Annotated in this window: 16 protein-coding genes and 1 CRISPR repeat array; of the genes, 12 read left to right on the top strand and 4 right to left on the bottom strand. The window is 26.9% G+C overall.

All coding sequences use genetic code 11. From position 1 onward, the window contains the following. The first annotated feature begins 45 nt into the window (after positions 1-45). The 6 genes from CLPA_RS12940 (at position 46) to CLPA_RS12915 (ending at position 5,596) form a co-directional block, all read left to right on the top strand. The gene (locus CLPA_RS12940) at positions 46-264 is read left to right on the top strand and encodes a DUF3892 domain-containing protein (protein WP_003442592.1); all 219 of its coding nucleotides are present in this window, start codon (positions 46-48) and stop codon (positions 262-264) included. Between the two features lie 213 nt (positions 265-477). Continuing rightward, the gene (gene rodA, locus CLPA_RS12935) at positions 478-1,590 is read left to right on the top strand and encodes a rod shape-determining protein RodA (protein WP_003442590.1); all 1,113 of its coding nucleotides are present in this window, start codon (positions 478-480) and stop codon (positions 1,588-1,590) included. Positions 1,591-1,725: 135 nt separating this feature from the next. After that, entirely contained in the window at positions 1,726-2,829 is a 1,104-nt protein-coding gene (locus CLPA_RS12930; RefSeq protein WP_003442578.1) for an FtsW/RodA/SpoVE family cell cycle protein, read from the top strand. A gap of 31 nt (positions 2,830-2,860) precedes the next feature. Further along, positions 2,861-3,604 (top strand): elongation factor P 5-aminopentanone reductase, encoded by a 744-nt coding sequence (gene ymfI / locus CLPA_RS12925; protein ID WP_003442575.1) that lies wholly within the window; start codon positions 2,861-2,863, stop codon positions 3,602-3,604. Positions 3,605-3,681: 77 nt separating this feature from the next. Beyond that, positions 3,682-4,515 (top strand): MBL fold metallo-hydrolase, encoded by an 834-nt coding sequence (locus tag CLPA_RS12920; protein ID WP_003442574.1) that lies wholly within the window; start codon positions 3,682-3,684, stop codon positions 4,513-4,515. 190 nt (positions 4,516-4,705) lie between these two features. Then, a complete protein-coding gene (locus CLPA_RS12915) occupies positions 4,706-5,596 on the top strand; it encodes a DUF2156 domain-containing protein (protein ID WP_003442565.1) in 891 nt (296 codons plus the stop codon). Positions 5,597-5,814: 218 nt separating this feature from the next. Here the strand turns inward: CLPA_RS12915 and CLPA_RS12910 are convergent, their stop codons facing one another. Then, entirely contained in the window at positions 5,815-6,078 is a 264-nt protein-coding gene (locus CLPA_RS12910) for a hypothetical protein (RefSeq protein ID WP_003442563.1), read from the bottom strand. A gap of 112 nt (positions 6,079-6,190) precedes the next feature. After that, complete coding sequence (locus tag CLPA_RS12905) at positions 6,191-6,931, bottom strand: MBL fold metallo-hydrolase (protein WP_003442561.1); 741 nt, start codon at positions 6,929-6,931, stop codon at positions 6,191-6,193. 255 nt (positions 6,932-7,186) lie between these two features. Between CLPA_RS12905 and CLPA_RS12900 the strand changes: the two genes are divergently transcribed. Beyond that, positions 7,187-7,558 (top strand): VOC family protein, encoded by a 372-nt coding sequence (locus CLPA_RS12900; RefSeq protein WP_003442558.1) that lies wholly within the window; start codon positions 7,187-7,189, stop codon positions 7,556-7,558. Positions 7,559-7,673: 115 nt separating this feature from the next. Here CLPA_RS12900 and CLPA_RS12895 read toward each other — a convergent pair whose 3' ends face one another. Continuing rightward, the gene (locus CLPA_RS12895; RefSeq protein WP_003442556.1) at positions 7,674-8,456 is read right to left on the bottom strand and encodes an SDR family NAD(P)-dependent oxidoreductase; all 783 of its coding nucleotides are present in this window, start codon (positions 8,454-8,456) and stop codon (positions 7,674-7,676) included. 183 nt (positions 8,457-8,639) lie between these two features. On the opposite strand from CLPA_RS12895, the gene CLPA_RS12890 reads away from it, so the two are divergent. The 3 genes from CLPA_RS12890 (at position 8,640) to CLPA_RS21715 (ending at position 13,731) form a co-directional block, all read left to right on the top strand. After that, positions 8,640-9,188, top strand: coding sequence for an O-acetyl-ADP-ribose deacetylase (locus CLPA_RS12890; protein ID WP_003442554.1), 549 nt, complete (start codon positions 8,640-8,642; stop codon positions 9,186-9,188). A 223-nt stretch (positions 9,189-9,411) separates the two neighbouring features. Continuing rightward, a CRISPR array of direct repeats spans positions 9,412-11,873; the repeat unit is 30 nt; unit sequence GTTGAACCTTAACATAGGATGTATTTAAAT. Between the two features lie 80 nt (positions 11,874-11,953). Next, on the top strand, positions 11,954-13,111 hold the full coding sequence (locus tag CLPA_RS12885) for an RNA-binding domain-containing protein (RefSeq protein ID WP_003442552.1): 1,158 nt from the start codon (positions 11,954-11,956) through the stop codon (positions 13,109-13,111). Positions 13,112-13,410: 299 nt separating this feature from the next. Further along, complete coding sequence (locus CLPA_RS21715; protein WP_308463418.1) at positions 13,411-13,731, top strand: PD-(D/E)XK nuclease family transposase; 321 nt, start codon at positions 13,411-13,413, stop codon at positions 13,729-13,731. Between the two features lie 454 nt (positions 13,732-14,185). On the opposite strand, the gene CLPA_RS12875 is transcribed toward CLPA_RS21715, so the two are convergent. Next, positions 14,186-15,514, bottom strand: a complete 1,329-nt coding sequence (locus CLPA_RS12875; RefSeq protein ID WP_051803910.1) for an IS701 family transposase — start codon at positions 15,512-15,514, stop codon at positions 14,186-14,188. A gap of 569 nt (positions 15,515-16,083) precedes the next feature. Between CLPA_RS12875 and CLPA_RS12870 the strand changes: the two genes are divergently transcribed. Then, on the top strand, positions 16,084-16,791 hold the full coding sequence (locus CLPA_RS12870; protein ID WP_003442548.1) for a CRISPR-associated endoribonuclease Cas6: 708 nt from the start codon (positions 16,084-16,086) through the stop codon (positions 16,789-16,791). A gap of 19 nt (positions 16,792-16,810) precedes the next feature. Then, the gene (locus tag CLPA_RS12865) at positions 16,811-18,547 is read left to right on the top strand and encodes a hypothetical protein (protein WP_003442547.1); all 1,737 of its coding nucleotides are present in this window, start codon (positions 16,811-16,813) and stop codon (positions 18,545-18,547) included. Position 18,548 lies beyond the last annotated feature (1 nt).

Here is an 18,548-nt window from a genome sequence, read left to right as displayed (position 1 = left end):
TACTGTTTACCTGTAATATTATTGTATGACTTAAGGAGGAGTTCTATGCAATTTGCCTTTAGAAGTTCACATATAATACAAGATACTATTAAAAACAATAATAATGATGTTATCGCATATAAGTTAGAAAATGGAGATATAATAATGAAGGAAGAGGCAGTAAGTATGGCATCTCAGGGATTGATTAGAGGAGTTACAATTGAGTCTGATTCGGAAGGAAATGAACATTTGAAAAATATTGAAGATCCTAATAGTATGAGTTGATTTAAATTATAATATATTCTATAGAACTTGCTTGATTGTAAATATTCAAGTAAGTTTTTTTGCTGATTAGGAATAATTATAATTACCTTTAATTTTTATTTTGAGGTATGTATTATAAATTTTATGCAAATTTAATTATTTATTAATTGACAAAGTATACACTTTTTATGGATAATAACTTTAGTGTAAATTTTTTGTATGGGGGTTTCCAATTTGAAAAAGTGGATTATAGACATTAGGTTGTTAAGACAAATTGATGTACCATTAGTAGTTGTTACATTAGCTATAGCTATTTTTGGTGTTATGAATATATATAGTGCAACTAGAATTTCTTCAGGTACTTTTTATTTAAGAACGCAAGTTATATATATACTTGTAGCCATAGTGATTTGCTATATTATATTATTAATTGATTATAATTTAATAAGTAATTATTCAGATGTTTTTTATTGGATTGGTATAGTATTATTATTGGCAACTGAACTACAGGGTACTGTTATAAATGGTTCCAATTCATGGCTTAAATTAGGACCTTTACCAGCTATACAACCAACAGAATTTTTAAAAATAGCATTAATAATTATTATTGCTAAAAAAGTAAGTACTATGGATGGAAGTATAAATGAACCTAGAAATTTGATTAAGATAATAGTATACACAATGATACCTCTAATATTAATACTGAAACAGCCTGAAATGGGATTAGCTGTAATATGTATTTTTATAGTTTCTTCTATATTATTTATATCAGGACTTAATTTAAAAATAATATTGGGAACTATAGCTTTAGGTATAGTTGTATGTTTTATAGCCTGGGAAGTGTTGTTACAACCTTATCAAATAGCAAGAATAACCTCATTTTTAAATCCTGAAGCTCATCAACAGAGTACAGGCTATCAGCTTATCAATTCAAAGATTGGTATAGGATCGGGGGGATTTTGGGGTAAGGGATATCTAAATAGTACTCAAATATCTGGAGGCTATGTACCTTTCGCTCATACAGACTTTATATTCTCGGTAGTAGGAGAAGAATGGGGGTTAATTGGTACTGGTACACTTTTAATTTCATATGGAATACTTCTTTATAGAATATTAAAAATATCTAAAATGTCAAAAGATATTTTAGGTAAACTCGTTTGTGTGGGGACTTTTGCTTCACTTACATTTTCAATATATCAAAATATAGCAATGACTATAGGTCTTACACCTATATCGGGAATAACTCTTCCTTTTATGAGTGCAGGAGGTAGTTCTATAATATCAAACTTTATGGCTTTGGCATTAGTGTTAAATATAAGTATGAGAAAGAAAAAAATAAATTTTTAGTATTATTAAGATGGAGATAAAGGGCTTTTCAGATAATTTCAGTTAATATCTGACAGGCTCTAGTTTCTATTTGACAAATAGTATACTTTTATTAATAATGAAAATAGCATAAAATTTTGTTTGGAGGTCCTTAGCTTGAGAAAATGGATTATAGATGCTAGATTATTAAGACAACTAGATATTACTTTGATCATTACAGCACTTGCAATTTCAATTTTTGGAGTCATGAATATATATAGTGCTTCAGGTATTTCCTATTTGAGAACACAAATTATCTTTATAATTATGGCAATATTAATTTGTTATGTTATATTATTAATTGATTATAATATAATGAGCAATTATTCTGAAATTATATACTGGATTGGAGTTGTTTTATTATTAGCTACAGATATACAAGACATGAGTGTAAATGGTGCTAATTCATGGCTTAAAATAGGCCCACTACCAGCTATTGAACCAGCAGAATTTTTTAGAATGGCATTAGCATTAATTATTGCTAAAAAAATAAGCTATATGGAAGGCGATATAAACAGACCTAAAAATCTCATTAAGATATTATTTTATACTGCCATACCCACAATAATGCTCTATAAACAGCCTAATTTGGGTATGGCAATAATTTGTATTTGCATATCCTTTGGCATACTTTTCATATCAGGACTTAATTTAAAAATAATATTTGGAGCTATAGCTCTAATTATACCTGCCTCATTTATTGTATGGAAAGCACATATTCTAAAGGCATATCAGATGGCAAGAATAACATCTTTTTTACATCCAGAGCTTACAGAGCAGACTACAGGATATCAGTTGACTAATTCAAAAATAGGTATAGGTTCTGGCGGTATTTTGGGAAAGGGATTTTTACATGGTACTCAAGTAGCAGGAGGATATATACCAGAAGCCCGTACAGATTTTATATTTTCAGCAGTAGGTGAACAATGGGGACTAATTGGTGCTATTGTACTTTTAGCATTATATGTAATAATTCTCTATAGGATATTGGTTACAGCTAGAAATTCAAAGGATAATTTGGGAAGGTTTATTTGCATAGGAACATTTGCAGGACTCACTTTCTCAATATATCAAAATATAGCAATGACTATAGGACTTGCACCTATCTCTGGAATAACTCTTCCGCTTATGAGTGCTGGAGGAAGTTCTATAATAGCCAACTTTATGGCTTTGGCATTAGTATTAAATGTTGGAATGAGAAAGAAAAAGATAAACTTTTAATAATAAAGAGTTTTGGGGGAGTTATAGTTTAATGGGATGTTTAGATGGAAAAGTTGTACTTGTAACTGGATCTTCTAGAGGAATAGGAAGACATATAGCCATAGAAATGGCAAAGGAAGGTGCATCAATAGCAATAAATTATTTAAAAGATGAAGTTGGGGCAAAAGAAACTTTGATGATTTTAAATAGAGAGGGAGTTTATGCAAAAGAATATAGGGTAGATGTAAGAGATTTTGAAGCTGTAACGGCTATGATGAAAGATATAATAGAGAATTTTGGTAAAATAGATGTATTGATTAATAATGCAGGCGTATCAAAAATAGGATTATTTATGGATCATTGTGAATCAGATTACAATGAAGTTTTTGATGCTAATTTTAAATCTGTTTTTAATTGCACTAATGCTGTGATAAAGTATATGCTGGAAAAAAAGAAAGGTTCTATAATAAATATCTCTTCTATATGGGGAAATGTTGGAGCTTCCTGTGAAGTATTGTATTCGGCGTCAAAAGGAGCCATAAATTCATTTACAAAGGCACTGGGAAAGGAACTGGCACCTTCAAACATAAGGGTAAATGCTATATCGCCAGGAGTTATTGATACGAGCATGAATAGTGTATTTAGTGATGAGGATATAAAAAATATTAAAGAAGAAATTCCTATGATGAGATTTGGAAGGTGTGATGAAATTGGAAAATTAGCAGTATTTCTTGCCAGTGATAATTCAAGTTATATAACTTCACAAATTATAACTATAGATGGTGGTATGTTATAATAAATCTTATTATATGAATAGTTAGAGGATAAAATGGCAATATTTCTAATAAATGAATTAAAAGGAGTGATTTGTTTATGGAAATATTGTTACTGGTTTTTGGAAGCTCGTTTGCAGTGTTTTTTATTACTATGGGTATGAATTCTATTATTAAAAGAAATAGTAAAACTAAATTTTATTTTATAGGAGTAATTATTTCGTTTATAATAGCATTTATAGGCTTTTGGAAGATTCCTATAAATACAGAAAATAATCTCTCCAATAAAAATGATGTTACAATGTCAAAAGATCAAGGATCAATAATAACCAATCTTGAAGCTATGGATAGTCAGGCTGTAAGCAGTGTCATAAAGAACAATCCATTAAATGTAAGCTTTATTAACAATGGTTTGAATGGTGCTGTGCTAATTCAATTTGATGGTAAGAATATACTTGTTGATTCTGGAAAAACTGATAATATAAAGTATATAGAAGACTCTTTAAAAGGACATTCTGTAAAAAATATAGACAGTATTATTTTAACTACTTCAGATGAGGATTCCATTGGAGCAGCTGCTGATCTTATAAAAAATTATAATATAAAAGATATAAGATACATTGAAGACTCGATAAAAAATGGTAAATCTTTTAAAGATATACAATCCTCGGCAGAGGTAAATAATACTATTGTTAAAAAAATAGATTCATCTTACAGTATTAATAATGCTATTATAAGCACTAGCAGTATTACAAAGGGAGTTAAAGTTGATTTTAAATTTCCAGAGGATCAATATGATTCCAGTATACAGGCTATGTCTTTTGTTAAGGATTCCTTTAACAATGAAAGTAATCAAAATTTACGTCACTCTGTAACTACAAGTTGTGATTCTTTAGGTAATATAGTTGTGTCTGTAGCTGCTTACAGGAATTAAAAATTATTTATTAATTATATTTTGTTATATCCTCTTATTATTTTTTTATATTATAAATAATTAAAGTAGTATGGCAGTATAAATATAAGTTTTATATTTGTATTATAAATTAAAAAATAGTATAATTTGAATAAGTATTAAATGATAACAGATATTATTTTTTAGCCAACTATGGAATTGGAGTGATTTGGTGTTACAATTTAAAAAGCTTGATTTAGAGGATAAAGAATTATTTGATAAATATTTAAAACCTTTTAACTTTAAAAGTTGTGAGTATTCTTTTACAACTCTTTTTATATGGAAAGAAGCCTGTAATATAGAGTATGCCGTATATGATGGTGTACTTATATTAAAAAAGATGGATTTTAATGGTAAGACTCATTTTATGCAGCCAATTGGTTATGATAAAAATCAATTAAAAGAAATTTTTCAAGTACTTGATAATTATAAAATAAAAAACAATATGGACTATTTATTTAAGGATTTAGAATGTGAATTTGTAGAAGACCTGAGAGAATATTGCCCTGTGGAAAGGGAGATAATTGAAGATAGAGACAATTTTGATTATATTTATCCAAGCAATAGTCTCATATCTTTAGCAGGAAAAAAGCTTCATGGCAAGAAAAATCACTATAATCAATTTGTAAAAAATTATGATTATTATGTTAAAAATATAAGAGAAGTACCTATAGAAAATTGTATTGAATCTATTAATAAGTGGCTTATGCACAAGGGTGATGTAATAGATGAATATTTAAAATATGAAGCACAAGGTATAGAAGCGATATTAAAAAATAAAGATAAATTAGAATATAATGGTATAGTTGTTTATGTTAAGGATGATATAGTTGGATTAACTATAGGAGAAAAAGTCAATGAAGAAATGGCTATTATTCATATTGAAAAGGCAGATCCTGAGATTAGAGGACTTTACGCATTTGTAAATAAAACTTTTGTTGAACAATGTTTTAGTGATGTTCAAGTAATTAATAGAGAACAGGATTTAGGAAAAGAAGGACTTAGAAAGGCTAAACAATCATATAAGCCTTTTGAGTTCGTAAAAAAATACATAATTCAGTAAAAAAGAAAGCTATTAATTAAAAAATAAATATTGATTAAACTTGAGAGTATTCTTACTATTAAAGTTATATACTAATATCTATTTTTAATAGTAAGATAATATTAAGCTATGCTACAATGTAAGAATACATTGTAGCATAGTATAAATAATTAAAACAAGATTTTTGTAAATAACTAAAATTAAAAGTAAATTAATAAATATTTACTTTTAAAAATATTCTATTTACTAGTACCTTTATTAGCAGCAGATTTCTGATTTAGTTGTCTTGTTTCTTCAAGATTGGAATTAGAAGCTGTAGTATTTGAAAAACTAGAATTAGCAGCTCCACTATTAGCAGCAGATTGTTGATTTAATTGTCTTGTTTCTTCAAGACTAGAACCAGCTGTAACATTTGAAAAATTGGAGTTAGCAGCACTAGCATTGCCTTTATTAGCGGCAGATTTTTGATTTAATTGTTTTGTTTCTTCTAATGATTTGTCCATATGAGTAATCTCCTTTTAAATATAAATTTTATTTACTGAAAACCAGTACGTTTTTTAGATTACCCAGATGTACATAAATATATAATGAAACATTTTGGATGATATTGAAAAATTATGAATATATTATTTCTTCGCCTCTTTTTTGTATTTCAATAATTGTAGTATTTGTGTATTTTACTTTTTCTTTAAATTTTGTAGTAATTGAAAATTTGCTTCCAAAATGCATTGGTATAAATAACTTTGGGTTCAATTCTTTTATAAAATATTCCCCGCCTATATAATAATATTCCTTAAGCCTTGGATCTACAGGACAAAAAGCTATATCTATATCAATTCCCTCTAATTTTTTTATTTCTGATTTAAAAGATTTCTCCATACTTAAATTAAATTCTCCATTTTCATCCCACCAATTCCACCAATTTAAGTCTCCTGAATGGAATATATTAATATTGTCTACTTTTACTAAAAAAGAAACACCCAAGTCATTGGAACTAAAAGCTTTAATATATATATTATCTAAATATAAATCTTCATAAGGAGATAAGATATTAATATTAGTATCTTTATTATCTATATTAGTAATATCATTGCTTAATACATAATTAATATCGGGTCTTATTTTTTTCCAGGTGAATATAACTGGATTAAAGTGATCAAAATGACTGTGAGAAGAAAAAACTATAATTTTTTTTGGAATTTTTAAATTTAATTCTGAAATAGCACCATTTTCTATGGATTTTATACCTTTTGAAACAGAATCTTTATAATAATCAAATATTAAAAGGTAATTTTCTGTTTCAACTGTAAAACCGCTGTTATATAGATAATTAATTTTTGCTCTATAATTATTCATAACTACCATCCTTTCATTGATTGATTTAAATATTATATAATGTTTATTTAATAAATATTATTGCACATATCTATACATATTTCTATAGACCTTATACATAAGTTGAAGTTCTAATTTACAATTTATAACAAATAAAAATATATCTTTCTATGAGTTTTAAATTATGAATTCAGCATATACAATAAATATTTTAAATTTTAAATATATTATATTATAATATATTTGTAATATATAAATAGGAAAGGGTTGGTGGAAATGAAATTTAAATTTGATCATTACAATTTTAATGTTTTAGATTTAGAAAGAAGTCTTTCATTTTATAGAGAAGCTCTTGGTTTTGAAGAGGTAAGAAGACATAATGCAGAGGATGGAAGCTTTATTTTAGTATATCTTGGAGATAAGGAAACAGGATTTACCTTAGAACTTACTTGGCTTAAAGATAGAAAGGAAGCTTACAATCTCGGAGAAAGTGAATTTCACTTAGCTGTAAAAACAGATAATTTTCAAGATGCTCATGAACATCATAAAAAGATGGGATGCATATGTTATGAAAATGAAGCTATGGGAATATATTTTATAATGGATCCTGATGGATATTGGATTGAAATTGTACCTAATAAAAAATAAATATTTTACTATATATTTATGACTTATTAACAGAGTTCTAAGTATCGGTATTTATTATACTTGGAACTCTGTTTTATATTAATTCCAATTAAAAATATAATTATCAACGGTATTTTTAATGTGGTTTCATATTATTTTTCTTTAACCATCTATAAAAATTTATTGAAAAAATTTTACTACAAATAGGAAATAAAATAGGAACTATTCTGTTAATAATACTGCCGATAATAAATAAAACGGAAGGATATATGCTCTTTAAATTTAATTTTATACCCAGTATTATAATATCAGCAACAATATTGACCGATTGTACAGGCCAGGGGATAGGGGCATCATTTCCACCAGCTCGTGTAAAAAAATTTGTTCTCGTTGCTACTGGATAAACTAAAGTAAGTCTTCCTCTATTCCTCATTTCATACCTGTAAGTTTTTGCAAACATATGCATAGCAGCTTTTGTTGAACAATAAAGAGAATAGCCTGGCAGAGGGAATGTACTTACTGCAGAACAAGTTATAACCATATGATAAGGTTTGTTTACATTAATCTCTTTCATTTTCTCAGTACTGTATATAGGTGAAAAAACATTAGTCTTATATATTTCTTCTGTATGTTGCCAATTTGCCTCCGCAATTTCTTCACAATAGGCAAAACCGGCATTGGCTATAAATATGTCTATATGATTAAATACATTTACAGCATATTCAAATAATTTATCAATTTCTTCTTGTCTTGATATGTCACAGGAAAAGGGTATAACTTTATCGTTATTAGGTATCATATCAATATTTCTTGCTACAGCAATTATCTTTACATCGTAATTTAGTAACTTTTTTAAAAGTCTTGCTCCAATACCTGAAGAAGCACCAGTTATAATTATATTTTTACTATTTATATTCATATGCTGCCTTCTTTCATATTTAATCACAGTATGTGTATATTAGAATTATATACCTAAAGTGGTGTAAGTTATAATATTATATTAAAAATTTCTTGTTTGCATATAATTTTGTTGAATAATTTGATATTTAAAGGAGTTTATCTATATAAAAATTAAATTTAATTAAAGAAAGGAAAATAAGTTATGAATTATAAAAAATATAGCAGTAAAATAGAAATTATAAAGGGTGATATAACTAAAATTCAAGTAGAAGCCATTGTAAATGCAGCTAATAGCAGACTTGCTGGAGGAGGTGGTGTTGATGGGGCTATTCACAGAGCTGCTGGAGGAGAAGAACTCCATAGAGAATGTATTAAGATAATAGAAGAAAAGGGAAATTGTCCTCCAGGAAAAGTTGCTATAACTTCAGCAGGAAAACTTAAAGCAAAATATATAATTCATACTGTAGGTCCAATTTGGAGAGGCGGCAATAACAACGAAGAAGAAACTCTATCACAATGCTATTGGAATACACTTAAACTTGCTATTGAAAATAAAATTAAAACTATAGCTTTTCCAAATATAAGTACAGGGATATATGGATTTCCAAAGCTACCAGCGGCAAAGATTGCACTAAATACTGTTTCAAAATTTGTAGAAGAAAATAAAGACATAGAGAAGGTTATTTTTGTTTGTTTTGATGAAGAGAATTGGGGGATTTATAGGGGGATGCTTAACAGTGCTAGAAAATAGATATATCTATAATTTAATTTAGTAAATTGATAATATTCAATAAGATTTTACCAAGTAAGATAAAAATAAAGATACCTATGAAGTACTTATACATAAGGCTTATAGGTGTTTTTCTATTAAAATTTACGTAAGACTAAAAATAGCTGGTAAAATTTTTGCTAAATCCTTTATTTTTAATGAATAGAGCATTATAATTATAGTAAAGAATGGCTAGTTTTAAGTAGTTGAACCTTAACATAGGATGTATTTAAATAATTTTAAGTATCTAAATTACATTACCTTGCTCTAGTTGAACCTTAACATAGGATGTATTTAAATTGGACAGGGATTGCAATTACTGGTGGTCTTACTCCGTTGAACCTTAACATAGGATGTATTTAAATTTGAGTAACAGCATTGCTTTAAAGGTAAGTACCACAGGTTGAACCTTAACATAGGATGTATTTAAATCAGGTCGAAATTGCTAAAAAATTAAATGCCAGTCAGCGTTGAACCTTAACATAGGATGTATTTAAATGACTATATTGCATCTTCCTGTAGATGGTATAGTTGGGTTGAACCTTAACATAGGATGTATTTAAATCAGTCATCTTTATCTATGCTCTTATGCTCCTTACCGTTGAACCTTAACATAGGATGTATTTAAATATATGTGAACTCAATATCTTGTAGAGAGCATCTAGTGTTGAACCTTAACATAGGATGTATTTAAATAGTGAATGGCAAGAAACAAGAATTAAAGGCAAACTGGTTGAACCTTAACATAGGATGTATTTAAATTGCGTTGATATACCGTCTAACAGCAGAGAAAAAGTAAGTTGAACCTTAACATAGGATGTATTTAAATAAAATCTTGGTTGATGAATTTAGTGTAACAGGTAAGTTGAACCTTAACATAGGATGTATTTAAATCCTCAAAACAAAAGCTAAGCTATTAACCTTTGTTTGTTGAACCTTAACATAGGATGTATTTAAATATAATGTATTAAACACAAAAGACATTTTAAAGAATAGTTGAACCTTAACATAGGATGTATTTAAATGCTAGCAGGTAAAGCTACACCAGTAACAATAGATAGTTGAACCTTAACATAGGATGTATTTAAATACTAAGTGGAATTATCAGGATGAAGAATCACTTCTTGTTGAACCTTAACATAGGATGTATTTAAATTTATTACATCCGTTTCGTTTCTTCTAGCCAGTTTGGTTGAACCTTAACATAGGATGTATTTAAATTGTGAAAAAATAAAAAAAGAACTTGACAGAAAAAGGGTTGAACCTTAACATAGGATGTATTTAAATTTGTAACTGTAAACAGTGAGGAAGTTGAAGTGATTTGTTGAACCTTAACATAGGATGTATTTAAATGTAAAATTTGATTGTCCTCATTGCGATGAAGAAAGTTGAACCTTAACATAGGATGTATTTAAATATTATTACTGTGTATTGGACTGAGATAGAAAAAGTGTTGAACCTTAACATAGGATGTATTTAAATAAATAGGATAGGTGCAATACCAAAGCATACATTATAGTTGAACCTTAACATAGGATGTATTTAAATAAAAGTTGAAGAAGATGTTGCAGTTGCTAATAGTACGTTGAACCTTAACATAGGATGTATTTAAATGCAAATTTGGTATGCTGATCTTGGCGATGAAAAATCAGTTGAACCTTAACATAGGATGTATTTAAATGACATTTCATATTTGATAAGACTTGTTTCTTGTTTTTGTTGAACCTTAACATAGGATGTATTTAAATTTGCAATAGAATGTGATAAAGACCATACTCATATGTGTTGAACCTTAACATAGGATGTATTTAAATGAGAAGCTAATTATACCAAAGAGATATGTATTGAGTTGAACCTTAACATAGGATGTATTTAAATTTTCATTTTCTACGGAAGAATTGAATTTATTTGTAGTTGAACCTTAACATAGGATGTATTTAAATAGTAATGACTAAAAAGGAATTAGTTTTGAATATAAAGTTGAACCTTAACATAGGATGTATTTAAATCTTGGAACTCCAACGGAACTTGGCAATCACCTAAATGTTGAACCTTAACATAGGATGTATTTAAATCCAAACAAGATGGCGATAGAGTTTATTTATTTAGTGGGTTGAACCTTAACATAGGATGTATTTAAATATAATATGGATTGAAGAGTGTTCAGAAGTTAAATAGTTGAACCTTAACATAGGATGTATTTAAATTCTTTACCAATTGCAAACATAGCACTGGCAGAGATGGTTGAACCTTAACATAGGATGTATTTAAATAATTAATGAACTTGTAAAGAGCTCATATTCTTCTACGTTGAACCTTAACATAGGATGTATTTAAATAAAACAAAAATAGAAAGGTAGGTGAATTTATCTATGGTTGAACCTTAACATAGGATGTATTTAAATGGAAGGTGTTACAAAGGATGAAATTATAAAAGTATAGTTGAACCTTAACATAGGATGTATTTAAATACAAATATCTGCGGCATTTGGTATAAAATTGCATGTTGAACCTTAACATAGGATGTATTTAAATGCACAAAAAATGATTGTTAATGCAACTTTAGCATCAGTTGAACCTTAACATAGGATGTATTTAAATTACATATTGACTTATATCTGTATCTAAACTACCACCGTTGAACCTTAACATAGGATGTATTTAAATGTTAAAATAAAGGATAAATGATTAATAAATATGTTATAATATTAATTATCTAATATTTAAATTAAGGATGGGATTTTATTATGGATAGAACAGAGTTATTAAATGTTATTAAGAATGGAGAAAATTCATATATAGAATTCAAAGAAGAAGCTATAAAAGCAAAAGATTTGGCAGAAGAATTTGTAGCTTTTGCTAATGCCGAAGGTGGAACGGTGCTAATAGGAATAGCTGACGATGGAGGCATAAAAGGGGTAACTGATAGTAATATAGAAGAGAAGATTATGAATATTTGCAGGAATAATTGTATTCCTAATATAATTCCTCTTTATGAAGAAATAGAATTTAATCAATTGAAAGTTGTAGTAGTTGCTATTTCAAAGGGATTAAATAAACCTTATTATACTGTTGATAATAAATATTATATAAGAGTAGGTACTACAAAACGAATTGCTTCAAGAGAAGAATTAATGAGATTATTTGAAGCCAATGGAAGTATTCATTTTGATATATCTCCAGTTTATAATACTTCTATAAAAGATTTACACTTTGATATTATAAGGGATTACTTCTTCAAGTACAATACTTTTGATTTATATGAAGAGGACAAAAAAAGTGTTGAAAGAATATTAATTAACGCAGATATATTAAAAGAAGTAGATGGAAAAGTAGTGTGTTCTGTTGGTGGCTTATTGATATTTGGTAAAAATCCAGATAATACTTTGCCACAGAATGGTATTAGTTTTGCTCATTTTCGTGGAAATGAAATAACTGATGAACTTATAGATAAAAAGGTTATTAATGGAAGATTGCAAGATATAGCAGAACAGACTCTAGTTGTACTAAAAAATAATATGAAAAATCCTTCAACTATTAATCAGCTAAAGAGAGAAGAACGAGAGGAGTATCCTGTATTGGTATTAAGAGAAGCTATTGTGAATGCTCTTGTTCATAGGAATTATAGTATTTCAGGATCTAAAATAAGAGTCTTTATGTTTGATGACCGTATTGAATTCCATAGTCCAGGAAAGCTGCCTAATACTGTTACAATTGAAAAAATGAAAATAGGAGTGTCTTATGCAAGGAATCCATTCTTAGTAAAGTATATGGAAAATATGAGATACATAGATCAGCTTGGCAGGGGGATTCCTATGATAATGAAAGAAATGAAGGATATGGGAGTTAAAGACCCTGATTTGAGAGAAGTAGGAGAGGAATTTATTCTTACAGTGTATAAATGATAAATATTAGTTATGTGTAATATAAAAACTATAAATAAATGCTTTATAGTTTTTAAAAATGAAGGTTTATTATGTATAAGCCATATTGAATATTATTTAAAATAGATAGATTTATATAAAAAATATGTGGTGATAAAAATGTGTAGGATAAATCCAAAAGTAGATTTTGCTTCTAAAAAATTATTTTGTAGCCTAGAAAATAAAGTGGATAAGATTTCCATATTTTAAGAAAAACTATAGCAATAAATATACTGGATTTCAACTACTAGTAGGAAGAACATTTTCATAATGTATATAGAATATATAATGAAAATACGAGAAAAGAATTATCAAATATATTTGAAATGCACTTCATAGAACTCGGTAAATTTAAAAAACACTATAAGGATTTGAATGATACATTGAATATATGGATAACATTTTTAAATAAAGCCTATGAAATAGATGTAAATAAAATCCCTGAACAATTATCACAGGATGAAGCTGTGAAAAAAGCTATAGAAAAACTTGATATAATGTATTTGGATAGTGAAGAAAGAGAATTGTATGAAAATGATTTAAAGAGTATGAGAATTCAAAAAGCAGAGTTAAAAACTGCAGAAAGAAAAGGGGAAAAGTAATAAGGCTATAGAAATAGCAAAGAATTTATTGGATGTATTGGACGTAGAGACAATTGAAAGGAAGACTAGATTGGATGTAGGGGTTATAAAGGAACTTAAAAATAAAAATTTAATTTAAGTAAATTTTGAATAAAACTTTTTAAAAATAAAAAAATGATTTTTAAGATTAATAATTATTTTCTTATTTTATTTGTAATTTTTATTAAATTATTATAAAATAGAAACGACAATTTATAAGGTTAATGTATTTAAACCATAATAAATATTGTATTTAAAAACTTAAATTATTAAAGGAATGATATAAGTTTTTTGAACCTTAACAAGTATTGTTATTTTATGAATTCTAATCAATTAGAATTCATAAAATAACAAATATCAACTTAAATTATTAAAGGTAAATTGACAATATTAGCTTTAAATGATATATTAATAATTACACCACTTTACAATAAAATTAACTAGCATCATTTAGAGAAGCTAAGGAATTAATTGCCTTTAGAACTTCCTCTTGAATTTTGTGCTTTTGTAGCTTTTGCACGAAAGTGCGTAATATTAACTCTTTGGATATTTGGTAAGATACAGCATTTTTTATTACCTGAGGACTCTCAAATTTGTATTTTAAAAAGTTCCTATTAATAAAAGGTAATATTACTGCAAAGCTATAGGCGACAGCCAGTAAGTTAACATATTTTTCTATAGCTTCTTGAGACCTTACCATATATTTACCAAAAGACCAGAAGAATTTATGCTTATAAAAAATAACTTCTATATTCCATCTTATTTTGTATGTATAAAATGGAATAAGATGTGGTTTACTTTTATCAATATTTAAATCATCAGTAATATAGTTTTTAAAAGCTTTCAATTCTGAAGGTTCTATAGAACTAATGTACAGTCTTACAGATGAGAATTTATCAATATCTGTAGTAGTTACAGTTACAAATACTGGTTCATCAAATAAGTTTGTTATTACTTTTTTAGTTGCTATATAGTAGTTATCTACTTTTTCATAGTTAAAATTTTTAATCTTGAGTTTTTCACCTTTTTTTCTTGGGCGTCCTCTTTTACCTGTAGGTTTAGGTTGTAAATCATATAAGCAAGTATCAGAACGTACCGCCCCTATTATATCGATGTTATTGAAGTTTTTTAATATTTCTAAAAATGGTTTTTTAGTATACCAGCTGTCGTATAGTACAATAACTTGATAATCTATAAGTAGTGGCATAACATTTGCAATCATATTTCCTGCAATTTCAAGTTTACTTTTTGTTTTATCATACAGCTTATATCCTACTGGTAAACTAATATATTTAATTTTACCGTTAAAAAGTACAGGTATATTTATGACTAAAGATACAAAACAATGTCCATTTAGGTACGAAGTACCATTATGCTGCGCATGGTCAAAAAGTTTACTATAACAATCAAATTTGTTCCCAAATTTAGGTTGAAGAGTATCATCTACAATTAAGAATATAGTAATAGATGATTTTATATCTTCTGGAATGAGAGTTAATGCTATTCTAACTGTAACTATCATTAAACTCTCTACCGAAAACTTGGTGTAGGATAAAAAGTAATAAAAGCTATTTAGAACTTTAGTCCAATATTTTTTTATAAAATTATCATATAAAAATTTTATTGAGCGAAGCTCTTGAACCTCTAGTATAGCTTCAATGAGTATAACAAATATAACAAAGCTTCGCTTCTTAAAAATTGATCTATATTCACTTAAATAAACTTTTATTGTTTGAATTAATGATTTTTGGTCAATACTAACCATAGTACCAGATACCTCCATTCTCTACTGGTTTCTTTCAAAGTTAGTATTGATATTTTAGAGGTATTTGGTACGTTGTATTTTTTGGTATTTTTTAATTACTTGTAAAGTGGTGTAATAATTAGAAAAACAATTTAAAATCATTAAGGTGGGGGAGAGCATAGTGGATAAATATAATACATTAACTTTAATAATGATGATTTTATACATAGTAGTGTCTGATATAAAATTTAGTTTAGTGAAAGTTGATAAAAAATCCAAATAAAATTTATTTTTAAAGCAAAAAAATAAAAATGCACAAAGATTTTCTATAATACTCAAATTTGTAATTTCAAGTTAGGATTAAAGCCTTATGTTATTAATTTAAAGAAATAAGGCTTTTGATAAGATATTATTACAAATTTCAAATGAAATATTTTTAATAAAAAAAATAAAAAAATTAGTATAAAATGGAGGAATTATAGAATATAGGTAGAATAATATACATCAAGTGTAAATTATCTTAAATTACTTAAGAAAAATCTATATATTTATTTTATTATGTCTAAAAATTAAAATGAGAGGAGAGTAACATGAATATATTTCAATGTGATTTCAAGGTTTATTTATTAAAAAATATATTTAAAAAAGATATTCAGGAATGTTTAAGTAAACTAATTGACAAATCTTTTTATGAAAATCCTAGTATGAAAAATTTTCATGATGAAAATAAGATTAAAAAGTATTCATTTAACCAGCTATATCCTGTAGAAAAAAATGGAATATATAAAGAAGGTTACATTTATAATTTTCAAGTTAGGTGTATTGGTGAAGAGTTAAAAGATCACTTTATTAGACACTTGACTAATGAATATACTTCTAATATGAAAATACTTACTTCCATCAGTAAGAAAATAATTAAGAGACCCATAGATAGAATTTATAGTATTTCATCATTGATAGTAAAAATTGCTGATACTGAAAAGACTCAATACTGGAGAAACAACCACAATGAAGAAGATTTCTTTGAATACATTAGAAAGAGTTGTATAAAAAAGTATGAAATGTTGACTGGTGAAGTCTTGGATAAGGAATTAAGACTTTTTAACTACGAACGAATAGACAACGTAAAACCCATAGCCACGAAGTTTAAAGATAAGAAACTCTTGGGGGATAAAGTAACTCTAAATATTGAAACCAGCAATGAAGCACAAAATATATCTTATATGCTTATAGGGACAGGTGTGGCAGATATGGCTCCCCGAGGATACGGATTCATAAACTATCAGTATGTTAAATAATGAAGTGAGGTGATTATTATTGATAAATGAAATTTGTGAAGTGTTTAATAGAGAATATGAAAAATTAGAAGATAATATGATTACTGATGACTACACTCTTGCACTTGGTGACTATGCAAGGTTTACATTGGAAGATACCTATGACACATTGGAATTTTTCAAAGTTGATAAAAATACAGATGTAGAACAAGATGATTACAAATATTTTGCAAAATTAGATTTAATGAGCACACTTATTTCAATGAATAAACCTATTGATTCTAAAAAGATTATTCACAGCAATAATATATATACATTTTTCATAAAAAAAGATAATTTAGATCCTAAAAATGGGAAACTTAATGATGACATTATTGATGAATATTACAATATATTAAAAAATCCATCACTTAAATATAAAAACAAACGTAAAAGCATGGAACTATATTTAGAAATGGAAGAGGCTTATGGAAAGCCTAACATAGAACTTATTGATAAAATAAATTTTTGGATTAAAGAAAATATATTTAGTATGGAGAAACAATTCAGTAATGAGAAAACATATCTTAAATTATTTTATGATACAAGTTTGGAAAATTACAAAGGTGAAAGTGAAAAATATATTCTTCCTAACATTTATAATAGTACAGATTACAATGTGAAGATTAATGGAAAAGTTTATGGACTTCCTGATTTTAATATGGGATTAAATTCTAAAAAACCATACTTAGAAAATAAAACAAGAAAAAGTAAGCTACCGATATTGGTAGCCAGAGATAAAATAATAATACAAAAAAAGCTTTTTGATTATTTAATGAATCATTCAGCTCAAGGTAAAAATTATCTTTATATTGATAAAGAGATAGAAGGAGTATCTCCAAAGGAAAACAATAAAAATAATTTTCAAGGATATTTTTTAAGAGTAACTAAAGGAAAAGAAGTTCAAATTGAAGATAGTGATAGTATTACTAGATATAACTATAATTTCATAAATTCTATAAAAGTTATTCCTATATTAGAAGATGGAGTTGGAAAAGACTTTAAATTATTAAAAGGGCAATTAAAGAATATTGGAGAGCTTAAAATAGCAATAGATGAAGTGTTTTTTTATAAATGGTTAAATGGAAATTTATTTACAGAGGCAAAAAAAATAAGTATAAATGATAGTGTGTTAAAGAGAATACTTATTCAGTTAAGATATGGATTTTATACATGGTTTTATAAAGGAGACGATTCTATTGTAAGATCCTTCTGGAACAAAGTAACCAAGGAAATTTTGTATAATTCCATGAGTGAAGGCAATATAAACGGAGCTATTAACCAATTTAATTTAAGACACACATTGCTGGATTATTTTGAAAACAAAAATGGAGGAGAGAATATGGCACGTATTATAGAAAATATTCGAAGAGATGTAGATGAGAAAATAAATATAATAAAAGATGAAGAGTATAAAGTAGAGATAGACAATGATAAAGAATACTATTTTTGTATAGGTCAATTAATGAGATATTTTTATGTAATAAATAAATCTAATAGTAAAAATTATTCTTTTCTTAGACCGCTTTTAGTTGCAAATGATGATAAATTCATGAAAGAACAACTTAAAAGGTTATTTGTAAAATATAGCTATGCAATAACAGGATCAATAAGATTTAATAATATGTATTATATGGTGTCTGCATATGAATCAAAAGAAGTTGTAGATCAAGATACTTTTATAGCTGGATTTTTATGCCCGAATTTAATACTAAAAAAGAAAGAAGAAAATAATTAAA

It is taken from the genome of Clostridium pasteurianum DSM 525 = ATCC 6013, assembly GCF_000807255.1.
GTDB classification, from domain to species: Bacteria; Bacillota; Clostridia; order Clostridiales; family Clostridiaceae; genus Clostridium_I; species Clostridium_I pasteurianum.
Note: the sequence above shows the minus strand (reverse complement) of the source record. Positions and strands in the feature narration are given on the sequence as shown.

Bases quoted from the DNA above. Each gene is read 5' to 3' on its own strand.
- CLPA_RS12940 (WP_003442592.1), top strand. From the start codon at position 46: ATGCAATTTGCCTTTAGAAGTTCACATATAATACAAGATACTATTAAA.
- ymfI (WP_003442575.1), top strand. From the start codon at position 2,861: ATGGGATGTTTAGATGGAAAAGTTGTACTTGTAACTGGATCTTCTAGA.
- CLPA_RS12920 (WP_003442574.1), top strand. From the start codon at position 3,682: ATGGAAATATTGTTACTGGTTTTTGGAAGCTCGTTTGCAGTGTTTTTT.
- CLPA_RS12910 (WP_003442563.1), bottom strand. From the start codon at position 6,078: ATGGACAAATCATTAGAAGAAACAAAACAATTAAATCAAAAATCTGCC.
- CLPA_RS12905 (WP_003442561.1), bottom strand. From the start codon at position 6,931: ATGAATAATTATAGAGCAAAAATTAATTATCTATATAACAGCGGTTTT.
- CLPA_RS12900 (WP_003442558.1), top strand. From the start codon at position 7,187: ATGAAATTTAAATTTGATCATTACAATTTTAATGTTTTAGATTTAGAA.
- CLPA_RS12895 (WP_003442556.1), bottom strand. From the start codon at position 8,456: ATGAATATAAATAGTAAAAATATAATTATAACTGGTGCTTCTTCAGGT.
- CLPA_RS12890 (WP_003442554.1), top strand. From the start codon at position 8,640: ATGAATTATAAAAAATATAGCAGTAAAATAGAAATTATAAAGGGTGAT.
- CLPA_RS12885 (WP_003442552.1), top strand. From the start codon at position 11,954: ATGGATAGAACAGAGTTATTAAATGTTATTAAGAATGGAGAAAATTCA.
- CLPA_RS12875 (WP_051803910.1), bottom strand. From the start codon at position 15,514: ATGGTTAGTATTGACCAAAAATCATTAATTCAAACAATAAAAGTTTAT.
- CLPA_RS12870 (WP_003442548.1), top strand. From the start codon at position 16,084: ATGAATATATTTCAATGTGATTTCAAGGTTTATTTATTAAAAAATATA.